19 protein-coding genes and 1 tRNA gene are annotated in these 21,357 nt (G+C 68.0%); 12 read left to right on the top strand and 8 right to left on the bottom strand.

Features of this window, described 5'->3' with window-relative positions:
• Positions 1-57 precede the first annotated feature (57 nt).
• From lgt to D0Z60_RS08685, 7 genes are all read left to right on the top strand, one after another.
• Positions 58-954, top strand: coding sequence for a prolipoprotein diacylglyceryl transferase (lgt, locus tag D0Z60_RS08655; RefSeq protein ID WP_118857864.1), 897 nt, complete (start codon positions 58-60; stop codon positions 952-954).
• A complete protein-coding gene (locus tag D0Z60_RS08660; RefSeq protein ID WP_240325590.1) occupies positions 951-1,940 on the top strand; it encodes a class I SAM-dependent methyltransferase in 990 nt (329 codons plus the stop codon). Before lgt ends, D0Z60_RS08660 begins: the two co-directional genes overlap by 4 nt.
• Positions 1,937-2,443, top strand: a complete 507-nt coding sequence (locus D0Z60_RS08665; RefSeq protein ID WP_118857865.1) for a GNAT family N-acetyltransferase — start codon at positions 1,937-1,939, stop codon at positions 2,441-2,443. The genes D0Z60_RS08660 and D0Z60_RS08665 overlap by 4 nt, the downstream gene beginning before the upstream one ends.
• On the top strand, positions 2,440-3,195 hold the full coding sequence (gene pgeF, locus D0Z60_RS08670) for a peptidoglycan editing factor PgeF (protein ID WP_118857866.1): 756 nt from the start codon (positions 2,440-2,442) through the stop codon (positions 3,193-3,195). The genes D0Z60_RS08665 and pgeF overlap by 4 nt, the downstream gene beginning before the upstream one ends.
• Positions 3,196-3,285: 90 nt before the next feature.
• Positions 3,286-4,689, top strand: coding sequence for an SLC13 family permease (locus D0Z60_RS08675; protein ID WP_118857867.1), 1,404 nt, complete (start codon positions 3,286-3,288; stop codon positions 4,687-4,689).
• Positions 4,690-4,716: 27 nt separating this feature from the next.
• On the top strand, positions 4,717-6,030 hold the full coding sequence (locus D0Z60_RS08680) for a cystathionine gamma-synthase family protein (RefSeq protein ID WP_118857868.1): 1,314 nt from the start codon (positions 4,717-4,719) through the stop codon (positions 6,028-6,030).
• Positions 6,027-6,932: an alpha/beta hydrolase gene (locus D0Z60_RS08685; protein WP_338056193.1), complete on the top strand. Its 906-nt coding sequence runs from the start codon at positions 6,027-6,029 to the stop codon at positions 6,930-6,932. Before D0Z60_RS08680 ends, D0Z60_RS08685 begins: the two co-directional genes overlap by 4 nt.
• On the opposite strand, the gene D0Z60_RS08690 is transcribed toward D0Z60_RS08685, so the two are convergent.
• Genes D0Z60_RS08690 through D0Z60_RS08700 form a run of 3 tightly spaced genes read right to left on the bottom strand, consistent with a single transcriptional unit; the run spans position 6,929 to position 9,488 of the window.
• Positions 6,929-7,594 carry an HAD family hydrolase gene (locus D0Z60_RS08690; protein ID WP_118857870.1) on the bottom strand — a complete coding sequence of 222 codons (666 nt, stop codon included), beginning with the start codon at positions 7,592-7,594 and terminating at the stop codon, positions 6,929-6,931. The genes D0Z60_RS08685 and D0Z60_RS08690 overlap by 4 nt on opposite strands.
• Entirely contained in the window at positions 7,591-8,358 is a 768-nt protein-coding gene (locus D0Z60_RS08695) for an NTP transferase domain-containing protein (protein ID WP_162888166.1), read from the bottom strand. The genes D0Z60_RS08690 and D0Z60_RS08695 overlap by 4 nt, the downstream gene beginning before the upstream one ends.
• Positions 8,355-9,488, bottom strand: coding sequence for a CDP-alcohol phosphatidyltransferase family protein (locus D0Z60_RS08700; protein WP_118857872.1), 1,134 nt, complete (start codon positions 9,486-9,488; stop codon positions 8,355-8,357). The genes D0Z60_RS08695 and D0Z60_RS08700 overlap by 4 nt, the downstream gene beginning before the upstream one ends.
• 104 nt (positions 9,489-9,592) lie before the next feature.
• Between D0Z60_RS08700 and D0Z60_RS08705 the strand changes: the two genes are divergently transcribed.
• The 5 genes from D0Z60_RS08705 (at position 9,593) to D0Z60_RS08725 (ending at position 14,389) form a co-directional block, all read left to right on the top strand.
• Positions 9,593-10,699: an ABC transporter permease gene (locus D0Z60_RS08705; RefSeq protein ID WP_118857873.1), complete on the top strand. Its 1,107-nt coding sequence runs from the start codon at positions 9,593-9,595 to the stop codon at positions 10,697-10,699.
• Positions 10,696-11,493, top strand: a complete 798-nt coding sequence (locus tag D0Z60_RS08710; protein ID WP_118857874.1) for an ABC transporter ATP-binding protein — start codon at positions 10,696-10,698, stop codon at positions 11,491-11,493. The genes D0Z60_RS08705 and D0Z60_RS08710 overlap by 4 nt, the downstream gene beginning before the upstream one ends.
• A gap of 14 nt (positions 11,494-11,507) precedes the next feature.
• A complete protein-coding gene (locus D0Z60_RS08715) occupies positions 11,508-12,461 on the top strand; it encodes an MlaD family protein (protein WP_118857875.1) in 954 nt (317 codons plus the stop codon).
• Positions 12,458-13,054 carry an ABC-type transport auxiliary lipoprotein family protein gene (locus D0Z60_RS08720; protein WP_118857876.1) on the top strand — a complete coding sequence of 199 codons (597 nt, stop codon included), beginning with the start codon at positions 12,458-12,460 and terminating at the stop codon, positions 13,052-13,054. The genes D0Z60_RS08715 and D0Z60_RS08720 overlap by 4 nt, the downstream gene beginning before the upstream one ends.
• 483 nt (positions 13,055-13,537) lie before the next feature.
• Positions 13,538-14,389: a hypothetical protein gene (locus D0Z60_RS08725; RefSeq protein ID WP_118857877.1), complete on the top strand. Its 852-nt coding sequence runs from the start codon at positions 13,538-13,540 to the stop codon at positions 14,387-14,389.
• 62 nt (positions 14,390-14,451) lie between these two features.
• Here D0Z60_RS08725 and pepN read toward each other — a convergent pair whose 3' ends face one another.
• The 5 genes from pepN to D0Z60_RS08750 form a co-directional block, all read right to left on the bottom strand.
• On the bottom strand, positions 14,452-17,013 hold the full coding sequence (gene pepN / locus D0Z60_RS08730; protein WP_118857878.1) for an aminopeptidase N: 2,562 nt from the start codon (positions 17,011-17,013) through the stop codon (positions 14,452-14,454).
• Between the two features lie 35 nt (positions 17,014-17,048).
• Positions 17,049-17,993 (bottom strand): DMT family transporter, encoded by a 945-nt coding sequence (locus tag D0Z60_RS08735; protein WP_118857879.1) that lies wholly within the window; start codon positions 17,991-17,993, stop codon positions 17,049-17,051.
• Positions 17,990-18,994, bottom strand: a complete 1,005-nt coding sequence (locus D0Z60_RS08740; RefSeq protein ID WP_118857880.1) for a threonine aldolase family protein — start codon at positions 18,992-18,994, stop codon at positions 17,990-17,992. The genes D0Z60_RS08735 and D0Z60_RS08740 overlap by 4 nt, the downstream gene beginning before the upstream one ends.
• A gap of 109 nt (positions 18,995-19,103) precedes the next feature.
• Positions 19,104-19,178: transfer RNA gene (locus D0Z60_RS08745), tRNA-Thr, on the bottom strand.
• Between the two features lie 270 nt (positions 19,179-19,448).
• Positions 19,449-21,248, bottom strand: a complete 1,800-nt coding sequence (locus tag D0Z60_RS08750) for an aminopeptidase P family protein (protein WP_118857881.1) — start codon at positions 21,246-21,248, stop codon at positions 19,449-19,451.
• Between the last annotated feature and the right edge of the window lie 109 nt (positions 21,249-21,357).

Here is a 21,357-nt window from a genome sequence, read left to right on the forward strand (position 1 = left end):
TCTCCTTTGCCTTTGGCCGGGCCCACCTTATGAGGCGGTCGACCGAGGGGGAAGCCCATGCTTTTGGACGTAACGATGATCGCCGCCGCCGCTTCGGGCGCGATCGCCTTTCCCGATCTCGGGCTAGATCCGGTGATCGTCCAGCTGGGGCCGTTCGCGCTGCGCTGGTATTCGATGGCCTATGTCGTCGGCGTCATCCTCGGCTATTTCTATTTGCTCAAGCTGATCGCCCAGCCGGGCGCGCCGATGGCCCGGCGCCACGCCGACGACCTGGTGTTCTATGCCGCGCTGGGGATCATGATCGGCGGCCGGCTCGGCTCAGTGCTATTCTACAACCCGGGCTATTATGCCGAGAACCCGCTCGCCATCCTCAAGCTGTGGGAAGGCGGGATGAGCTTCCACGGCGGGGTAATCGGCACCTCGCTCGGGATCATCTACCTAGCCTGGCGGCAGAAACTGCAGTGGTTGCGGCTGCACGATTATGTCGCCTGCTGCGTTCCGTTCGGGCTGTTCCTGGGGCGCGTCGCCAATTTCATCAACCAGGAATTGTGGGGCGCCGAAACCGGCGTCCCGTGGGCGGTGCGGTTCGTCGAGAACACGCCGTTCGGAACCGCGCTCGGGCCGCCGCGCCATCCCAGCCAGCTGTACGAGGCGATCCTCGAGGGGCTGGTGCTCGGCCTGATCCTCGCCTGGATGTTCTGGCGCACCAACGCGCGCTACGAGCCGGGCAAGTTGGTCGGCGCCTTCCTCTTCTTCTACGGCATCTTCCGCTTCGGGGTGGAGTTCATCCGCGAGCCCGACGCACAGCTGGTCGAGTTCGCCGAGACGACCGGGCTGCACATGGGCCAGTGGCTGACCATCCCGATGATCGTCGGCGGGGCCTATCTGATGGCCACGGCCAAGTCGCGGCGCCAGCGGATCGAGCCGATCGCCGGAAGCACGAGCGTGGCGTGACTCCGCTCGAGACCGCGCTGGTCGAGCGGATCAAGGCCGAGGGGCCGCTCACCGTCGAGGCCTATATGGCGGCTTGCAACGAATTTTATTACGCGACCCGCGACCCGCTCGGCGAGGCCGGCGACTTCACCACCGCGCCAGAAATCAGCCAGATGTACGGCGAGGTGATCGGCGCGGCGCTGGCCGACTGCTGGGTCCGCGCGGGCAAGCCCGGCGGCGTGCGCTATGCCGAGCTCGGACCGGGTCGCGGCACGCTGGCGAGCGACGCGTTGCGCGTGCTGCGCGGGGTCGGCTGCAAGGTAGAGGCGGTCGAGCTGGTCGAGACCAGCCCGGTGCTGCGCACGCTGCAGCATGCGGCGGTGCCGGACGCGCGGTTCCACGACGACGTCGCCGGACTGGCGGAGGGCGGCGGACCGCTGCTGCTGGTGGCGTCGGAATTCTTCGACGCGCTGCCGGTGCGCCAGTTCGTCGATGGCATGGAGCGCCACGTCGAGTGGATCGGCGGGAATCTCGCGTTCGACCGCGACGGGCCGATCGTCGAGATGTCGCCGGCGCGCGAAGCCGCGATGGCTGAGCTGGCGCGGGTGCTGGCCGCGCGCGGCGGAGTCGCGCTGGTGATCGACTATGGTCACGATCTGCGCCGCGCGGTGGGCGACACGCTCCAAGCGATGGCCGCGCACAAGAAGACGCTGCCGCTCGCCACGCCGGGCGAGCAGGACCTCACCGCCCATGTCGACTTCGCGGCGCTCGGCGATGCGGCCCGGGCGGAGGGCGCGCAGGTCTCGCGGCTGATCGCGCAGGGCAGCTGGCTCGAGACGGTCGGGATCGCGGCACGGGCGATGGCGCTGGCCGCGCGCAACCCCGACCGCGCCGAAGCGATCGCCGCCGCCCGCCGCCGGCTGTGTGACGGCGAGGCGATGGGCACCCTGTTCCGGGTGATGGCGGTCGCCGCGCCCGGCTGGCCGCTCCCGGCGGGGCTCGAATGAGCGTCACCTATCGCGATGGGGTGCCCGGCGACGGAGCGGCGATCGGGACGCTGTTCCGCGAGAGTTTCGTCGCGACCTTCGGCCATCTCTACAAGCCCGAAGACCTTGCCGCCTTCATTGCCGGGGCGGGCGATGCCGCATGGGAAGAGGAGGTGCGCCACCCGCGCTTCCGATTCCGGCTGGCGGAGGACGACGAGACGCTGGCCGGATTCGCCAAGCTCGGCCCGGACGAACTGCCCGGGGCAGAGCCGGGCGGCGCGGAACTGTGGGCGCTGTACCTGCGCGAGGCGTGGCACGGCGCGGGCGTCGCGGCGGCGCTGATGGAATGGACGATCGACGCGGCGCGGAGCGGCGGTGCGCCGGCATTGCGGCTGACGGTGTTCATCGACAATCACCGCGCCCGCCGCTTCTACGAGCGCTACGGCTTTGTCGAGGTCGGCAAATATGCGTTCAAGGTCGGCAACCATGTCGATGACGACCGCATCCTGCGGCTGGCGCTGTGAGCGAAATCGAAATCATCCGCGCGCGGGCGCTGGGCGATGTGCCGCACGGCTTTTTCTGGCGGCGCGGCGGGGTTTCGCGCGGCGCAGTGGCGGGCCTGAACTGCGGACTTGGCAGCGGCGATGACCCCAAGCTGGTGCGCGAGAATCGTCGGCTCGCGGCCGAGGCGGTGCTGCCCGGCGCGCGGCTAGTCGGCGTGCACCAGGTCCACGGCAATGCCTGCGTCGTCGCGGGGGAATGGAGCGACGACGAGCGCCCGCACGCCGACGCGCTGGTCACCGAAAGGCCCGGCGTCTTGCTCGCCGTCGTCACCGCCGACTGCGCGCCGGTCCTGCTCGCCGACCCCAGCGCCGGCGTGGTCGCCGCGGTCCATGCCGGCTGGCGCGGGGCGGTCGCCGGGGTGACCGATTCAGCGATCGCCGCGATGCTCCGGCTCGGCGCGCGGATCGAGCGGATTTCCGCGGCCATCGGACCGGCCATCGCCCAGCGCAATTACGAGGTCGATCACGATTTCGCCGCTGGCCTCGGCGAAGGCGGCGAGCGCTTCCTCGCCGACGGCCCAGCCGGCAAGCCGCATTTCGACCTGGAGGCGTTCGTCGCCGCCCGGCTCGCCGCCGCCGGCGTGACCCGGGTCGAAGCGCTCGGGCTCGACACCTATGCCGACGTTGCGCGCTTCTATTCCTACCGCCGCGCGACCCACCGCGGCGAGCCAACCTACGGCCGGCAGATCTCGTTGATCGGACTGGCCGGCTAGGCGACCGGCGCGGCGCGTGGCTCCCAGCGCACGATCACGCCGCTGGCTCAATGCCCACGCCTTTGGCATGAGGGCGCGGGGGAGTTGCGCATGACGGCACGGATCGGACTGTGGGGCGGACTGATCGTCTTCCTGATGATGCTGCTTCTGCCCCCGCCCGCGGGCATGCCGCTCGCGGCCTGGCGGACCTGCGCGCTGGTCGTGCTGATGGCGAGCTGGTGGATGAGCCAGGCGCTGCCGCTCACCGCCACCGCGCTGCTGCCGTTCCTCGCCTTTCCGTTGTTCGGGATCATGAGCGCGAGCGAGACCGCTGCGGCCTATTATTCGCCGATCCTGTTCCTGGTGCTCGGAGGGGCGATGATCGCGCTGGCGATCGAGCGCGTCGGGCTTCACCGCCGGCTGGCGCTGGCGATCGTCCGGCGCGGCGGCCACACGCCGGGCGCGATGCTGTTCGCCTTTCTGATGGCGACCGCGCTCATCTCGATGATCGTCAGCAACACCGCGACGACGCTGATCATGATCCCGATCGCGGTGGCGCTGATCAAGGCCGCGGAGATCCCCGACAAGCACACCGACGGCTTTGCCGGTGCGCTGGCGATGGGCATCGCCTTCGCCGCCTCGATCGGCGGGCTGGGCACGCTGGTCGGCTCGCCGACCAATGCCATTGCGGCGGGGATCATCGAGAAGACCGTGGGCCTGAGGATCACCTTCCTCGACTGGGCGACGTTCGGCATTCCGCTGGTGCTGCTCGCCATCCCCTTGTGCTGGGCGATCCTGATGCGCGTCCAGCGCGTCCGACCCGACGACTTCGTGCCGGAGAAGGCGCTTGCCGCGATCGGCGAGGCGGGCCCGTGGAGCAGCGCCGAGAAACGCCTCGTGCCGCTGGTCGCGCTGGTCGTCGCGGCGTGGGTCGCGGTGCCGTTCGTGACCCCGCTGCTGCCCAAGGATTCGCTGACCGACGGCACAATCGCCATCGCCGCCGCGCTGGCGCTGTTCGTCATCCCCGACGGGAGTGGCCGCGCGCTGCTCAACTGGGACGAGGCCGACCGCGCGCCGTGGGGCGTGATCATGATGTTCGGCGGCGGCCTCGCGCTCGCCGCGGGAATGGGCGCGAGCGGGCTCGGCGACTGGCTCGGGGTCGCTCTCCAGCCGCTCCAGGCGGTGCATCCTTTGATCGTCGTGCTCGTGCTGGTCGCGCTCGTCGTGCTGATCACCGAATTCGCGTCCAACGTCGCGGCGGCGAGCGCGGTCATCCCGGTCGTCGCCGGGATCATTGCCGCGACCGGCGCTGACCCGATCCTGCTCGCTCTGCCCGCGGCGTGGGCGGCGAGCTGGGGCTTCATGCTGCCGAGCGGCACCGGCCCCAACGCCATCGCCTGGGCGACCGGCCACATCGCTCTGCCGCGGATGCTCAAGGCCGGCCTGATCCTCGACCTCGCCGGCATTCCGCTGATGGTCGCCACCGTCTGGCTTATCGCGCCGCTTGTCGGCTAAGGCGCGGGGGCCAACAGGAGTGCCCAAGTGAGCCACAGCCGCCGACCCAAGGACGTCGTCACCCATATCGGGCACCACAAGCTCGACCCAGCGACGATGATGATGGGCTACGGCTTCGATCCGGCGCTGAGCGAAGGCAGCCTCAAGGCGCCGATCTTCCTCACCTCGACCTTCGTGTTCGACACGGCCGCCGACGGCAAGCGCTTCTTCGAGGGCATCACCGGACGAAGTGACGGCAGCGGCCGCGCCGAGGGGCTGGTCTATTCGCGATTCAACGGGCCCAACCAGGAAATCCTCGAGGATCGGCTGGCGATCTGGGAGGATGCGGAGGCGGCCTTGTCCTTCTCCAGCGGCATGACCGCGATCACCACGCTCGTTCTCGCGCTAGCCAACCAGAACGACGTCATCGTCCATTCCGGCCCGCTCTACGCGGCGACCGAATCGGTGATCGACAAGATCATGGCGCGCTTCGGGGTGAGCTATGTCGACTTTCCCGCCGGGGCGTCGCGCGAGGAGCTCGACGCGGTGATGGACCGCGCCAAGGCGCAGGCCGCCGAGCGCGGCGGCAAGGTGGCGATGATCTACCTCGAAAGCCCGGCCAATCCGACCAACGCGCTCGTCGACGTCGAGGCGGTCCACGCCGCGCGCGCCGCGGCGTTTGGTGTGAAAAGCGATGGGGCCGAGCTGCCGCCGATCGCCATCGACAACACCTTCCTCGGGCCGCTGTGGGCCAAGCCGCTCAAGCAGGGCGCGGACATTTCGGTCTACAGCCTGACCAAATATGTCGGCGGGCACAGCGATCTCGTCGCCGGCGCGCTGGTCGGCAGCAAGGCAGTGCTCGACAAGGTGCGCCTGATCCGCAACCCGATGGGCGGCATTTGCGATCCCAATACCGCGTGGATGCTGATGCGCAGCCTCGAGACGCTCGAGCTTCGAATGACCCGCGCCGGGGAGAACGCCGAGAAGGTGTGCGCTTTCCTGCGCGACCATCCGAAGGTCGAGAGCGTCGGCTATCTCGGCTTCCTGCCCGAGGGTTCGGCCCAGCGCGACATCTACGAGCGGCATTGCAGCGGCGCCGGATCGACCTTTTCGCTCTATTTAAAGGGCGGCGAGCGCGAGGCCTTCGCCTTCCTCGACGCGCTCAAGATCGCCAAGCTGGCGGTCAGCCTCGGCGGCACCGAGACGCTCGCCAGCGCGCCCGCCGCCATGACCCATCTGTCGGTCCCGGAAGAGCGCCGCGCCGCGCTCGGCATCAGCGACAACCTGGTGCGCATCTCGATCGGGGTCGAAAAGGCCGAGGACCTGATCGCCGACTTCGCCAACGCGCTCGAGGCGGTGTGAGGGGTTTTGTCACCGGCCTTGCGGTCGCATCACTGACGCTCGGCGGTTGCGCCGCACGTCCGGCCGAACCCGCGGCGACGGCTGCCCCCGCCCAATTGATGCGCTGGCCGGACCTGCTTGACCGGCCGCAGCCAAAACCCACGGCGACGATCTCCTACGGCAGCGATCCGCTGCAGATTGCCGACCTGTGGTTGCCCGCCGGCCGCGGTCCGCATCCGACCGTGCTGATGGTCCACGGCGGCTGCTGGACGACCGAGATCGCCGACCGCCGGATCATGAACTGGATTTCCGAGGATTTGCGCAGCCGCGGGATCGCGGTGTGGAACATCGACTATCGCGGGGTCGACCGGCCCGGCGGCGGCTATCCCGGAACCTACCAGGACGTCGCCGCGGCGGCTGACGCCTTGCGCACCCACGCCCCGCGCCACCGGCTCGACCTCAAACGCCTGACCGCGGTTGGCCATTCGGCCGGCGGTCATCTTGCGCTGTGGCTAGCGGCGCGCCCGCGCCTGCCGCAGGCCAGCCCGCTCCGCTCGCCCGGGCCGCTTGCTATTCGAACCGTCGTCAGCCTCGGCGGCCTGCCCGACCTCGAGCAGGCGGCGCGCCCGCCGGGCAGCGGCTGCGGCACCGAGGTCGTCGCGAAAATTGCCGGCGGCCGCTGGGCCGAGACGTCGATACCCCGCCTCGCGCCGATCGGAGTTCGCCAGGTGCTGGTCAACGGCACCCAGGACCGGATCATCCCCAATGCCTTCGCCAGCGATTATGCCGCGGCGATGCGCGCCAGGGGAGAACGCGTGACGGTGCGGATGGTCGAGCGCAGCGGCCATGTCGAGTTGATCGCGCCCGACAGCGCGGCGTGGCAGGTCGCGGTCGGGGAAATCCGCCGGGCGCTCGGCCGCTAGCCCCAATCCTCCACCGCCCAGCCGCGCTCCGCGGCAAGGCGGAGCAGTCGGTCGTGCGGGTTCACCGCAACCGCCTCGTCTGCCCATTCGAACACCGGCGCGTCGCTCGCGTGGTCGGAGTAGAAGCGGACGTGGGCGCGGGTGACGCCCTCGGCCTCGAGCCAGCGCTCGACCATCCGAAGCTTGGCCGGCCCGTAGCAATTCTCGCCGTCGATCTTGGCGTGGACCCGCGCGTCGAGGCCGAGCACGCTGTTGGTGCCGATGCAATCGTCGAAGCCGAGCGCCTCGGCGATGGCGCGGGCGTAGAAGCGGTAGCTGGCGGTGGCCATCACCACCCGCCGCCCCTCGGCCTTGTCGCGGGCGATGGCCGCGCGGGCGCCAGGGCGGATGTTGCCGGCCAGGGTCCTGTCCGCAAAGCTTTCGACCAATGGTTCGAGCACCGCTGGCCGGGTCTCGCCGCCAAGCAGCAGGCGATGGTTGATCTCCTTCAAACGCCCGCGATCGATCAGCTTCAGGACGTACGCGAGCATCGTGCACACGACGACCGGCACGAACAGCAGCCGCCACGGCGCCCGCCGGACCGCGCAATGCAGCAGGAACGGGGTCCAGGTCGCGCGCCGGGTGACGGTGCGGTCCATGTCGTAGATCGCAAGATCGATCATCGCCGCGCCATTAGCCGCTCGGCCAGCGCGAGGTCGGCGGCCTTGTCGACGTCGATCGCGGCGCGCGGGTCGTTCATCCGCACCACCGTTGCGGTCATGCCGAACTTGCGCGCCACTGCCGCCAGCGTCTGGTCGAGCGTGCGCAGGCGGAGCAGCCCGAGCAGTCCCGGCCAGCCAAGCGCGAGCAGCAGCCGCCAGCCCTTCTTGCGGTCCTGCTCGATGCCGCGCCACAGCCGCACCGCCGCCAGCGCCTTCGGCGAGCCGAGCGCGAACAGATTGGCGCCGGTGTAGCGCCCGCCGCGAAAGCCGATCCAGGTGCGGCGGTTGTCGGGGAAGCGCGATCGGAACGCACTTCGGGTAACGACCGCAAGGGCCAGGTCCGCGCCCTCGGCCTGGCTTGCGAACTGATCGACCATCGCGGTCGTCAGCAGCGCATGGTCGGCGGTGGTCACCAGCATCGGCCATTGCACGTCGCCGCCCTCGCCGAGCGCCAGCAAGGTCTCGGCGATCGTGCCCTTCGACGGCAGCAGCGCCCACTTCGGATTGGCCTCGAGCACCGGCGCGATCCGTTCGGGCCGCTGGGTCAGCACCAGCACCTGCTCGATGCGCCGCGATCCGGTCAGCGCGGCCAGCGGGTGGACGATCATTGGCGCGCCGCCGATCGCGATCAGCGCCTTGGCCGCCACCCCCTGCGACTTGGCGAAGGGGTCGCCGCCCGGCCGCTCGCCGGCCAGCAGCAATGCGGTGAATTTGCGGCCGCTCAAGCCAGCCAGCTGGCGAGCTTGGCGCCGCGGTCGGCGCGGGCATTGGCCTGGGCGAGGCGAACGGCATGGAAGATCAGGCTGACCACCGTCCACAGCGCGACCAGCTCGAGCCCCATGTCGGGCCGGGCGAAGACCAGGCTGCCAAGCAGGATGACCATGTTCGGATTGCGCCGCGCGGTGATCAGCCGGAACTGGCTGTCGATCCGCTGCCAGACGTGGATGTGCATGCCGTAGCGGCGCATGAACACGCCCTCGATCACGCGCTGGGCGACGTAGCCGCCGACGATCGCCCCGACGATGAGATATTCATAGACCGTCTCGAACGGGTCGTTGTGATAGTTCAAGCCCTCGGCCCACGCCCACCACCAGAACGGCGGGTGGACGAGGTCGATGCCGTGATCGAAGATATTGCCCCACCAGCTCGACTGGCCGGTGCAGCGCGCCAGCTTTCCGTCGACCGTGTCGAGTACCATGAAGCCGAAGCCGGTCGCCATCCCCCACCAATATTCGCCGGCCATGAACAGGAAGAAGGTGGCGACGCAGAGCAGCGCCCCAACGAGGGTGATCTGGTTCGGCGTCAGTCCGGCACGCGCCGCCCAGCGGGTGAGGTGGAACGCGGCCCCGCGCCACAAATAGAGCGTCAGCGCGTCGGTGACGCCCTTGTAGCTGGCGTCATAGGCGGCTTTCTCGACGCTGCGCGCATTGCTCGCGGTCTGCGGCATGACGAACGGCCGGTCGCGCTTCCTGAGCTCGTGATAGTTCAGCTCGGCGGTCTCGGCGTCGAGCCGCTCATAGCCGCCCCAGTCCATCCCCGACCCAGCGCGCAGCGCCTCCGCCACCGCGCCGACATCCTGATGACCCGCGACATGCGCGAGCACCGCGCGGTCGCCGAGCGTCAGCACCGTGCCCGGCCGCGCCGCGACCGCCTTGAGCCATGCCGGGTCCCACGCGAAATCGAGGTCGGCGAGCACCGCGGGCTGCCCGGCGCGGGCGTGGTCGACACACTCCAGCCCGGCCTTGGCGGCAAGCCGGCAGGCGCGGGTGCGCGCGTCGAGGGCGAACACCACCGCCGGATTGTCGCCAACCGGGACGAACACGGGCGAGGCAGTCGAGGCAGTTTGCGCAGTCATCGGACCGGGCGACCTATAGCCGCCAAAGTTCGGCAGGAAAGAGGCGTAACATGGGTTAAGCCCTACTTGCCCTCGCCACGATTTCGCGCAAGGGTCGCGCCATTATGGCGGTTGGGGCGACCATCGACGGGGACACCGGCGACAGCGAATGCTATCGCTGCAGCGGTGCGCTGACCATCCTGCGCGCGGCCACGACCGAGCGCGAGATCGACGCCATGCCCGACGGCATGACCATCGATCTGAGCGACGTCGAGCGGATGGACACCGTCGGCGCCTGGCTGATCTACCGCGCCAAGCGCGACCGGGGCGCAAACATCGTCGGCGCCAGCGACAAGATCTCCGGCCTGCTCGAGCAGGTCGCCGAGGCCGACCAGCCGGTCAAGGTCAAGCCCGACAAGCGCGGCGGCGTGACCGGCGTGGTCGAGGAAGTCGGCGCCGCGGTCGCCGACACCGGCCACACCCTGCTCGGCCTGATCGGCTTCCTCGGCGCGACCCTGATCGGCTTCTACAATGTGCTCAAGCGCCCGGCCAAGCGCTTCCGCCTCAACGCGGTGGTCGAACGCTTCGACCTCGTCGGCGTGCGCGCACTCGGGATCATCGGCCTGATGAGCTTCCTCATCGGCATCGTCATCGGCCAGCAGGGCGCGGTGCAATTGGAGGCGTTCGGCGCCGAGGTTTACACCATCAATCTCATCGGCCGGATCACCACCCGCGAATTGGGCACGCTGATGACCGCGATCATGGTCGCGGGCCGATCGGGCAGCGCGTTCGCCGCCCAATTGGGCACGATGAAGCTGACCGAGGAAATCGACGCCATGCGCACCATCGGCGTGTCGCCGGTCGAGGCGCTGGTCGTGCCGCGCATGATGGCGGCGATCATCATGATGCCTTTGCTGTCGTTCTACGCGATGATCATGGCGATCCTCGGCGGCGGCATCTTCACCTGGGTCGCGCTCGACATCCCGCCGCTGACCTTCGTCCAGCGGCTGCGCGAAGTGGTTCCGCTGACCGACCTGTGGGTCGGCCTGATCAAGGCGCCGGTGTTCGGCTTTATCATTGCGCTGGTCGGCTGCTTCCAGGGCATGCAGGTCGAGGGCGACGCCGAACAGGTCGGCCGCCGCACCACCGCCGCGGTCGTCCAGGCGATCTTCATCGTCATCGTGCTCGACGCAGTGTTTGCGGTGTTCTTCAGCGGAATCGGCTGGATATGAGCCAGGCGGCGATCAGCCCGACGCTGCCCGAGGGCGAGGAAGCGGTCATCTCGATCCGCGGCCTGAGGAACGCGTTCGGCGAGCAGGTCATCCACAACGAGCTCGATTTCGACGTCAAGCGCGGGGAGATCATCGGCGTGGTCGGCGGGTCGGGCACCGGCAAATCGGTGCTGATGCGCTCGATCATCGGGCTCCAGACCCCCGCCCAGGGCGACATCGAGGTGTTCGGCGAGAACATGGTCGGGCGCGACGAGACCGAGGCCAAGAACATCCGCCGCCGCTGGGGCGTGCTGTTCCAGGCCGGCGCCTTGTTCTCGACCCTCACCGTCGCCGAGAATGTGGAAGTGCCGCTGCGCGAATATTTCCACATGACCGAACAGCTGATGGATGAGATCGCCAGCTACAAGATCGCGATGGCTGGCCTGCCCGCCAACGCCGGCCCGAAGTTTCCGTCGGAGCTGTCGGGCGGAATGATCAAGCGTGCCGGCCTCGCCCGCGCGCTCGCGCTCGACCCCGAACTCCTCTTCCTCGACGAGCCGACCGCCGGCCTCGACCCGATCGCGGCGCAGAATTTCGACGAGCTGATCCTGTCGCTGCGCAGCAAGCTCGACCTCACCGTATTCCTGATCACCCACGATCTCGACACGCTCTACGCGATCTGCGACCGGGTCGCGGTGCTGGCCGACAAGAAGGTCATCGCCGCCGCGCCGATTGAACAATTGCTCAAGTTGGACCATCCTTGGATTCAAGAATATTTTAACGGACCGCGCGGACGTGCGGCGGCGGCGGCGTAAGGGGGAATAGAAGAGTGGAGACTCGGTCGAACCATGTGCTGGTCGGCAGCGTCGTGCTCGCGCTGCTCGTCGGGCTGCTGCTGTTCATCGTCTGGCTGGCCGGCCTGTCAAACACCCGCAAGCAATGTTTCGACGTCTATTTCCAGCAGGGCGTCGGCGGCCTCAACAAGGGCAGCCAGGTGACCTTCTCGGGCGTTCCGGTGGGTCAGATCACGCAGATTTCGCTGCTCCCCGACCGCCCCGAATTCGTCTGGGTGCGGATCGAGGTCAACTCGGACACGCCGGTGCTCCAGGGCACGTCGGCGCAGATCAAGACCGTTGGCTTCACTGCTCCGCCCGAAATCCAGCTCGACGGAGCGGTGCGCGGCGCGCCGCCGTTGAAGCAGGTCGGACCGCAGGGCTGCCCGGTCATCCCGGCGACCTCGAGCGGGCTCGGCGCTTTGCTCGCCAGCGCGCCCGAACTGCTCGACCGGATCCAGCGGCTGACCGAGCGGCTGACCGAATTGCTCAGCGACAAGAACCAGAATGCGATTTCCGACATCCTCGAGAATGTCGAGACCACCACCCGGGTCCTCGCCGAGCGGGCGCCCGACCTCGCCGACGCGATCGGCGACGCCCGAATCGCGGCGCGCAATGCCGGGATCGCCGCGCAGCGGGTCGGCGCGCTCGCCGACAGTACCAACCGGCTGGTCAACGAGCAGGGCCGTCCGGCCGCCGAGGACCTGCGCAAGGCGATCGCCGGGGTCGAGCGCGCGACGACCAATCTCGACGCGATGATCTCCGACGCCCGGCCGGGAATCCAGAACTTCAGCAAGACCACGGTACCCGAGGCCAACCGCCTGGTGAAGGATCTGCGCGAACTGTCGCAATCGCTGACCGACTTCTCCGACCGGCTCAACGAGAAGGGCGTCGGCGGCGCGCTCGGCGAGCCCAAACTGCCCGATTACAAGCCGAAGGACGGCCGATGAGACAAGTGATGCGTGCCGCCGCGGCGGCGTTGATGGTGGCTGCCCTCTCCGGCTGCGCGCTGATGGGCGGCAAGGCGCCCAAGAATTTGATCACGCTAAGCGCCACCGCGCCAAGCCCCGGCCCGATCGCGCGCTCCGGCAATGCGGCGGAGACGGTGACCGTCGAGGACCCGATCGTCGCCAAGGAAATCCGCACTACCCGCGTCGCGGCCCAGACCGGCTCGACCGTCATCGCCTACATCAAGGATCTGACGCTGGTCGACACCCCCGACAAGCTGATGAAGAATCTGATCGCCGAGACGATCCTGCGGACCACCAACCGTGTCGTGCTCGATCCCAAGCAGTCGAGCCTCGATCCCGGCCTGCTGGTTAGCGGCCGGCTGACCGACTTCGGCTATGAGGGCGGCCAGGGGACGGTGCTGGTGCGCTACGATGCGGCGCTGTCGACCGCCGGCGGAACCCGGGTCGAAACCCGCCGCTTCGAAGCCCGCGCCCCGGCCAACGGCACCGCCGCAACCGTCGGCCCGGCCCTCAACCAGGCCGCCAACGAGGTCGCGGGCCAGGTCGCGCAATGGGTCGGCAACGGGCGGTAACCGCTACCTTTCGTCATTGCGAGCCTCCGCAGGAGGCGCGGCAATCCAGCCTTGTTTCCATCCCCCAGCCGCCGCGCTGGATTGCGTCGCTGCGTTCGCTTTGACGAGAATCGCCGCTTGAGAGTAAGGTGACCTAATGCGCCTCCCTGCTTGGTTCCGATGGCTGATGGCGCTCTGGCTGTTCATCGGCCTGCCCGTGTTTCTCCTCGGGGCCATGTGGACAGGGGAGTTTGACTTAACTCCTGATCCTCCTCCGTATTTTAAGTTTCCCTACCAAGACCGGTCGTTCGCAGCGAACGCAAGTTGGGTGGTCACGTTTGGAGTTGTTTACCCGCCCCTTTTCGTTCTTCCGGCGCTAGGCATTTGGTATCTTTTAAAGCCGCCCGGTCGGCGTGACGGCTAGGGCAGCGTTAGACGAGTTGCGGCGGTGTTGCCGCCCTGGCTACTGTTGGCAAGATTGTCTCTGCCCAAGGAAGCGACCGGATGGGATTTCAGCCTTTCGGCTATCGTTTCGAAGTCACCACAAACCTGAACCCCACCAACGCGAAAAAGGCGATTCAGGCTACAAAGACGGACATATTCGACCCGAAGAACGGTGCGCGCGGCTGGGTCGCGGGGCCGTTCATCTGTCTCTGGTTCAGCCCCTTCGATCAATATGGCCCCATGTTGTTTGGCCTCATTTCGCCCCACAACTTTGGGGCGCGGGTGCACGGTCGGGCGGGCTCGGATCTCAACGGCGTCTTGATGTTCACGTTGCTGATACCGCTGATGGCATGGCTCGCCTTCGTGTCGATTTCCGAGGGGGAGGCCTCGATTGAGCAGCTGTTATGGATCGGCGCTATCGTTCTCGTTGGAGGCCCGCTTTTTTATTGGTCAGCGCATAGGGAGCGAAAAGACGCGGAGCCTTTGGTCCGCTTTTTACGCAAGACGCTGTCCCCAGCGCCTGCGCTCTCAAGATCGGCAATTTCCGCAAGTGATGAAAGCGGAAAGGTGCGCTTGCTTATCAACGGGGACCGCGTCGAAGGAGGATTGTCTTCTGACGCAATCGAAGATGCGTTGATGCGGGTGGGCAACGGAGATTTTCTGATCATCGAGACGACTCCCCAGGAGTATATTCAAACCTTATCCCGACAAGGCGCATACATATTGGAAGCGCGCAAAGGCGGCCCCGCGCAGCATTACCGAGCTACGCGAGTTGAAGACCCCACTGTTCTGACTGGGAATGCGGACGATCATTTCACCTTCGAAGAGGTCCAGGAAGCGCTGACGGCGTACGTCTCTGGATTGGACATGCCAGGCTTCATCCGGTGGCAGTTGATGGACCTGAAGGCGTAATATCCGGCTTCGAGTCAAAGCCAACACTGGCTGCGCGTGACCGTGCTAGGCCTGTGGCTTAGTCAGCCCAGCGACTTCGATGCCTGTTCGAACACGTCCTTGCTGAGGCCCGGCGTTCCGACGATTCGCTCCAGCTCGGCGCGCATCAGCGCGGAGCGGCCCTCTTCCAGCCGCCGCCACTTGCCGAGCGGCGGGACGAGGCGGGCGGCGACTTGCGGGTTGATCGCGTCGGCTTCGACGATGAAGTCGGCCAGCATCCGGTAGCCGCGCCCGTCGGACGCATGGAACTGCCAGTGGTTCGACGCCAGCCCGCCGGCCAGTGAGCGCAGGCGGTTGGGGTTATTCAGCGTGAAATCGGGATGGGTGCGGAGCTCGGCGACGGTGTCGAGCACACCCGCGCGCGGCGCCGACGCCTGGAGCGCGAACCATTTGTCGACGACCAGCGGATCCTCGCGATAGTGCGCGTAGAAGTCGTCGAACGCCGCGGTCCGCTCCGGCGCGTCGAGCCCGGCCAACACCATCAGCGCACCCTGGCGGTCGGTCATATTGTCGGCCGCGTCATATTGCGCCCGGGCCAATGCGGCCCCGCGCGCCGGATCGCCCGCCGCGAACAGCGCGAGTGCCACCGTGCGCAGCCGCCGCACGCCCTTGGCCGCGACCGACAAATCGTCGCCCGCCGCGCGCGCCGCCTGAGCTTCGGCCAGCGGCCCTGCCAGCGCCGTTCCGACCGCCCGCCGCAGCCCCTCGCGGCGCTGGTGGATCAGTTCCGGGTCGGCACGCTCGAACCGCTCGGCGATCAGCGCTTCGGACGGCAGGGTCAGCGCCTCGCCCTTAAACGCCGCGTCGAGCGCGTTCGACGTCAGCGTCGCCCCGAACGCCGCCACCAACGCGTCGGGCGCGCCGCCCTCGACCAGCACGCGATAGGCCAGCTCCTGGATCGCCTCGTAGCGCGCGAACGGATCGTCGTCGCTGGTCGCCAGCGCCTCGAGCTCGCCCGCCGCACGCTCCACGTGCATAACGACCGGCGCCGAAAAGCCGCGGTTGATCGACAGCATCGCGCCATCGGGCACGTCGTCGAACCGCACGCTCTGCTCGGCCCGGTCGAGCACGACCAGCCGCTCCTCGCCTAGCTCGCCCGCGGCGCCGATCAGGCGGGTGCGCAAGGGGATCACCATCGGCGCCTTGTCCGGCTGGCCGGGGGTGGGCGGAACGCTCTGCGCGAGATGCAACGTGTCGCACTCTAGCCGGGCGCTGACGCGCGGCGTGCCGGCCTGCGAATACCACAGCTTGAAGTGGCTCAGGTCAACGCCGCTAGCGTCCTCCAACGCCGCGACGAAGTCGTCACAGGTCGCGGCTTCGCCGTCGTGGCGCTCGAAATAGAGGTCGGTGCCGCGCCGGAACGCGGCGTCGCCGAGCAGGGTGCGCATCATGCGGATCAGCTCGGCGCCCTTGTTGTAAATCGTCGCGGTGTAGAAATTGGCGATCTCGAGGTAGGAATCGGGCCGCACCGCATGCGCCAGCGGGCCATTGTCCTCGGGGAACTGGATGGCGCGTAGCAGCCGCACGTCCTCGATCCGCTTGACCGCGGCCGAGCCGATGTCGGCCGAAAAGCTCTGGTCGCGAAAGACCGTGAAGCCCTCCTTCAACGACAGCTGGAACCAGTCGCGGCAGGTGACCCGGTTGCCTGACCAATTGTGGAAATATTCGTGCGCCACGACCCCCGCCACCGAGTCGAAATCGCTGTCGGTCGCGGTGTCGGTGTCGGCCAGCACGTAGCGCGAATTGAAGATGTTGAGGCCCTTGTTCTCCATCGCCCCGAAGTTGAAATCGTCGACCGCGACGATGTTGAAGCGGTCGAGGTCATATTCGCGGCCATAGGCCTTTTCATCCCACGCCATCGCCTGCTTGAGGCTGGCCATCGCGTGGCGGGTCTTGGGCAGATCGTCCTCGCGCACCCAGATCCCGAGCTCGACCTCGCGTCCGCTCATCGTCGTGAAGGAATCGCGCAAAACCGCCAGATTTCCGGCGACCAGCGCGAACAGATAGGACGGCTTGGGGAACGGGTCGTGCCACTCAGCCCAGTGCCGCCCGTCCTCGAGCTCGCCCGCCGCAACCGGATTGCCGTTGGCCAGCAGCACCGGGTAGCGCGCCTTGTCGGCCGTCATCCGCACCCGATAGACGCTCAGTACGTCGGGTCGGTCGGGGTGGAAGGTGATCCGCCGGAAGCCCTCCGCCTCGCACTGGGTGCATAGGATTCCACCCGATTCGTAGAGGCCCATCAAGGCGCTGTTCGAAACCGGTGCGATGTCCACTTCGGTCCCGACTTCGGCCGCATCGCCCGCCACCGCGACGACCAACGTCTCGCCGTCCATCGCCCACTCGACCGCGCGCCCGCCGACCGACACCGCGAGCGGCCGAAGCTCCTCGCCGGCCAGCCGCAGCGGCCGGTCGTGATCGCCGTTGCGCTCGACCGTCAGCCGCGAGCGCACCCGGGTCGCTGCGGGATCGAGCTCGAACTCGAGCGCTACTTCGCGCACCCACCAGTCGGGCGGGCGATAATCCTCGCGGCGGATGGTGACATGTTCGGGGGAGGGCGGGGCTTCGGGGTTGGTGCGGGCGTCCATCGTTTCGAGCTAGGGACGCTTCGGCCGCCGCGCAACTAGCCCGCGTCGGGGTTGGCGACGTCGAGCGGCTTGGCCCGGGTCCACAGCGCCAGCACCATCCCGCCGATCGCCAGCGCCGCCCCGGCCGCGGCCAGCGTGGTCCACCTGAAGCCCTCGAACGCGGTCGACAGCGCCATGGCGATGATCGGCACGATCGCGCTCGAATAGGCCGCCTTGCCCGGACCGATCCTGCGCACCACCGGATAATAGAGCGAGAAGCACAATACGGATGCCGCCAGTGCCAACCAGGCGAGGCCCAGCCAATAGGCCGGGCGCGGGTCGATCACCGGCGGGCCGGCCAGTGCAAACGCGATCACGACGTCGCACAGCGCGCCGATCAGCATCGCCCAGGCGAGCAGCGCGAACAGCGGCAACTTTTGCACCGGCCCGCGCGCCTGATAGACGTTCGACAGCGACGCACCGAGCAGGCCGACGATGGTCCAGGCAATGCCGATCGCCAGCGTTCGCCCGTCGACCGTCGGATTGGAGCGTAGCTCGTGAATGAACAGCAGCCCGATCCCGGCCGCGGCGATCGCGCTCGCGCCGAGGAAGCGGCCGGTCGGGCGGTGACCGAGCATCCACCAGGCGAGAAGCGCATTGGGCAACATCAGCAGCGCGAACACCGTCGCCACCAGCCCCGAAGTCACATAATGTTCGGCCATGTAGACCGCGTTGAAATTGATCGTGAATTGAGAAATCCCGACCACCGCCGCGGCGACCAGCATCGGCCGTGTCGGGCGCAGGTCGTCGCCCTTCCACCGCGCGACGGCGAACATCGCCGCGGCTGCAAGGATGAAACGATAGGCCACCGACCATTGCGCCGGCACGCCGTCCCCGCCCGGCCCGAGCTGGTCGCGGATGACGATCCAGGTCGAGCCCCAAATCAGGGTGAAAATGATGAACGGGACGATGACCGCGCGGGTCGCGCCGGTGGTCGTCACAACGTGCGGATCGCTTGGGCGAGCCGCTCCACCGCTGCCATGTCCTGGTCCCAGCTGGTCACCAGCCGGACTTCGCCGGGCGCCCAATCGTAGAAATCGAAGCCCTGCGCGCGCAGCGCCGCCGCCTCGTCGGGTGACATGCGCACGAACAGCTCGTTGGCCTCGACGGCGTGGACCAGCCGATCCGGACCGCACGCTTCGGCCAGAGCGGTTGCGGCGGCGTTGGCGGCCCGCGCATTGGCAAGCCAGCGGTCGTCTTCGATCAGCGCGAGGATCTGCGCCGCCGCATAGCGCCCCTTGCTCATCAGGTGGCCGGAGCGCTTGCGCAGCCGCCGCGCCCGCTCGGCATGGCCGGGCGTGAAGAACAGAAGCGCCTCGGCATTCATCCCGCCGTTCTTGACGAAGCCGAAGCTGAGCGCATCGGCCCCCGCCCGCCACGTCAGGTCGGCCGGGCTGGCGCCGGTCGCGGCGACGGCATTGGCGAAGCGAGCGCCGTCGATATGAAAGCCGAGGCCGAGCGTACGGCACGCCTCGCCGAGCGCGGCGGTCTCGTCTGGTGAATAAGTGAGCCCGTATTCGCTGGCGTTGGTGATCGACAGCGCGGCCGGCTGCACCTGATGCACGTCCTTGCGGACCCGGGCGCACGCCTCGCGCACCGTCTCCGGCGAGACCTTGGCGCCGACGCCGTCGAGCAGCGTCAGCTTCGCGCCCCCGGTGTAAAAGCCTGGCGCGCCCGCCTCGTCATTCTCGATATGCGCGTCGCGGTGGGTGAGGATCGCGCCCTCGGGCGGGCACAACATGGCGAGCGCGATGCAATTGGCGGCCGTTCCGGTAGTCACCCACAACGCCTCGATGCGGGTCTCGAACAGCTCCGAGAAGGCGTCGTCGAGCCGCCCGCTCCAGGCATCGCCGTCATAGGCGGTGTCGAGCACATTGGCCTCGGCAAGCGCTTCGAGCACGGCCGGATGGCAGGCAGCGGCATTGTCGGAGAAGAAGCGCATCGGGCGCGGAATGGCGGTGCGCGGAGCCGGCGTCAATGAGCGGCCCCGAGCCTTGCTTCGCTCCCGATTTCCGTGCTCGGACATCCCCCGGATGCCCTGCGGGCGAAAATGGTGCTGCCGGTGAGGATTGAACTCACGACCTCAGCCTTACCAAGGATGCGCTCTACCACTGAGCTACGGCAGCATGTCCGGGAGACGGCGGGCCTATGGCCTTGCGCCGCCGTGCCTGTCAACCGATAGATCGGAAATGCCGACCCGCGACTCCGACCGCGACCAGCGCCTGGCCGCCGCCCTGCGCGAGAACCTCAGGCGGCGGAAGGCGGCAGGGCGGGAAAAAGAACCCGCCGATCCTCCCACGAACGCTCGTCCTGAGCGGAGCGAGCCATAGGCGAGCGCGGTCGAAGGGCGACCTTCATCGGATCTTCGATCCTTGGCTCAGGACGGGCGGGCTAATTTAAGCACCGAGCGGCGCGCACTCCCGATCGAGCCACGCGCGATCTTCGCCCTCGAGCTGCGGGCCGAGAATGCGCAGTACGTCGGCATGATAGGCGTCGAGCCAGGTCCGCTCGCGTTGCGACAGCATCTCGGCGACGATCAGCCGCCGGTCGATCGGCGCGAAGGTCAGCGTCTCGAAGCCAAGCATTTCCTTCTCGGCGCCCACCACGTGACATTCAACCACCAGCACCAGATTCTCGATCCGAATGCCGTATTCGCCCGCCTTGTAATAGCCCGGCTCGTTGCTGAGGATCATGCCCGCCTGAAGCGGCTCGTCGCCGCCCGATTGGCTCGACCCGACCGGCGAGATGCGCTGCGGCCCTTCATGCACCGACAGAAACGCCCCGACTCCGTGGCCGGTGCCGTGGGCATAGTCGCAGCCCGCGTCCCACAGCGGGCGGCGGGCGAAGCTGTCGAGCTGGCTTCCCCGCGTGCCCTTGGGAAATAGAGCGGTGGCGATGGCGATGTGGCCCTGCAGCACGCGGGTGAAGCGGTCGCGCATTTCCGCAGTCGGCTCGCCGATCGGCACCGTACGGGTGATGTCGGTCGTCCCGTCCTGATATTGGCCACCGGAGTCGACCAGATAGAGGGTTCCGGGCGCGAACTTCAGGTTCGATTCGGCCGTGCCCTTGTAATGCGGCAGTGCGCCGTTGGGCCCGAACGCCGAGATGGTGTCGAAGCTCAGGTCGCGCAGGTCGCCGTGCTCGCGGCGCAATTGCTCGAGCTTGTCCGCCGCGATCATCTCGTCGAGCGCGTTGTTCGGCGCTTCATCGTCGACCCATTTGAGGAACCGCGCGACCGCGGCACCGTCGCGGGCCTGGGCTGCCTTGTGTCCTGCCACTTCGGCGTCGTTCTTGATCGCGCGGGGCAGCACGGTCGGATCGCGGCGCTTGAGAATGCGCGCCCCGCCCTCCTCGAGCGCCTGGCCGATCGCCGCCACCGAGCGCTCGGGATCGACCACCACCGTCTTGCCTTCGAGCGTGCGCAGATAGTCCTCGAACGCATGGCGATCGTGCAGCCGGACGCCGTTACCGAGGTGAGCGCGAACGTCGTCGCCGACCTTCTCGCCGGCCACGAAGAGGTCCGCCGTCCCGTCCTTGTGCGCCACCGCGAAGGCCAGCGCCACCGGCGTGTGGCTGACGTCGGCGCCGCGTACGTTCAGCGTCCAGGCGATCGAATCGAGCGCTGCCAGAACCGCCGCGTCGGCCCCTTCCCGCTCAAGCCAATCGGCGATGTCGTGGCGCTTGGCGGCGCTCGACTTGCCGGCCAGATCATCGGGCTGGACGATGAGGCGCGCCCGCGACGGCTCAGGGCGATCGGACCACACCTTGTCGATCGGATTGGTGCCGACCGCGACGAGCTCGGCGCCCTTGGCCGCCAGCTGCTCGGTCGCGACCCGCACCCATTCGGCGGTGTGGAGCCACGGGTCGTAGCCGATCCGGGCACCCTGCGGTGCGTTCTCGCCCAGCCATTGCGCAACGCTCGTCTCGGGCACCGACTGGTAGCTCCATTCGCGTTCGCTGACCTGCTGGCGAACCTGGATGGTGTAGCGTCCGTCGGTGAAGATCGCCGCTTCTTGCGGAAGCACCGCGGCGCTGCCTGCCGAACCCTTGAAGCCGGTCAGCCATTCCAACCGCTGCGCATAGCTGCCGACATATTCGCTCATATGTTCGTCGGTCAGCGGCACGACAAAGCCGTCGAGGCGGTCGGCCTTCAGTTGTTCGCGCAGCGCGGCCAGGCGGTCGGCGTATGAGGACATCGAAAACTCCGTGCGCCCGGCTTGTCGAAGGGCTGCTTTTGTCTACACCGTCGCTAGAAGAAAGTGCAGGGTCTCGACAAGCTTGTCCCGAGCCTGCCGAGGGGCCGCG

The organism is Sphingomonas mesophila (genome assembly GCF_003499275.1).
Classification (GTDB): Bacteria; Pseudomonadota; Alphaproteobacteria; order Sphingomonadales; family Sphingomonadaceae; genus Sphingomicrobium; species Sphingomicrobium mesophilum.